Genomic DNA, 1,052 nt, shown 5'->3' with positions numbered 1-1,052 from the left:
ACGTTATGCCTAGCTCGACTAATCGCCACATAAAAACTTTCTTGCCCAATGGTGTAGTCTGCCGCAATCAAGGCTAGGTCAGTGGTTTTGCCTTGGCTGCTGTAGATTGTGCTGACAAGCGCGTAGTCTAAGTTTTGCGCCTGTTTTAGGTTAATAGTTTCAGTTCGATTGCTATCTAAATACTGAATTTGGGCGGAATCTCCCTCAATCGCCGTAACTACAAATTCTTGACCATTGCGCCTTTGTAATTGGCGGTCATTTTTCTTCCATTGCAAGCGATCGCTTACAGCAATCTCAATTTGCTCGCGTTGGTAAACAGCTTTGTCAAAATTGGCATCTACTTCTAACTGCTTTCCATCGTCTGCTTTCAAAATTAATCGGTCGGTGTTCTTGCCGACGACTTCATACAGCTTACCTTTCTCTAAACCCCGGCGTTTGTAGTTGCGCGTTGGCATCACCACATTACCTAGTTCAAAGTTATGGGTATAGCGTAGCTGCACTTTGGTCAGGTTTAGAGCTTGCAACTGGGTAATGTTTGCAGTTGCCCCTAAACTTCCTTCAATTTTTAGCTTGCCTCGGATTGCCTGAGTAAGTGCTAACTTCTCTACATTTGTGCCAGCCAGTACCAATGTTCGCGCTCGTTGCTCTTTCGTTAATCCTATATAGTCAGCAGCAATTATCTCTCTCGTAGTATCGGGTGATACCTCTTGAATACTGCCTATTGTCTCTAGTTGCTTAAATCCCGCTTCTACTCTCCCGTCTGCAATTAGGTCTACTGCTATCTTAAGATCCGGGTTCCTCTGCCTGTTTGATTGGGTTAAGTGCGCGGTCTTGATGCCAGCTTGTTGCAAGGATTTGAATGGGTTTCCAGCTTCTACTGCCGATAATTGCTTGGTATCGCCAACTAGTAATAATCTTGCTCCCTCAGTGGTCGCTCTTTCTAACAGGGCATGAGCATCTTTGGCACTAAGTAAACCTGCCTCATCCACAATCCAAATCTGATTTGATTCAATTAGGGGTGCTGGCTCAGACACTAATAAACTGGCTACAGT

The 1,052-nt window shown here is 44.8% G+C and carries 1 protein-coding gene; it reads right to left on the bottom strand.

Going from position 1 to position 1,052, the window contains the following annotated elements:
- Positions 1 to 1,052: ATP-dependent RecD-like DNA helicase (locus GNF10_RS37040; protein ID WP_185607506.1), on the bottom strand; the 1,052-nt coding region annotated here is incomplete at both ends.

Source organism: Nostoc sp. UCD121 (assembly GCF_014222285.1).
Taxonomy (GTDB): domain Bacteria; phylum Cyanobacteriota; class Cyanobacteriia; order Cyanobacteriales; family Nostocaceae; genus Nostoc.
The sequence above is the reverse complement of the archived record's forward strand: the minus strand, read 5'-3'. Positions and strand labels throughout refer to the sequence as shown.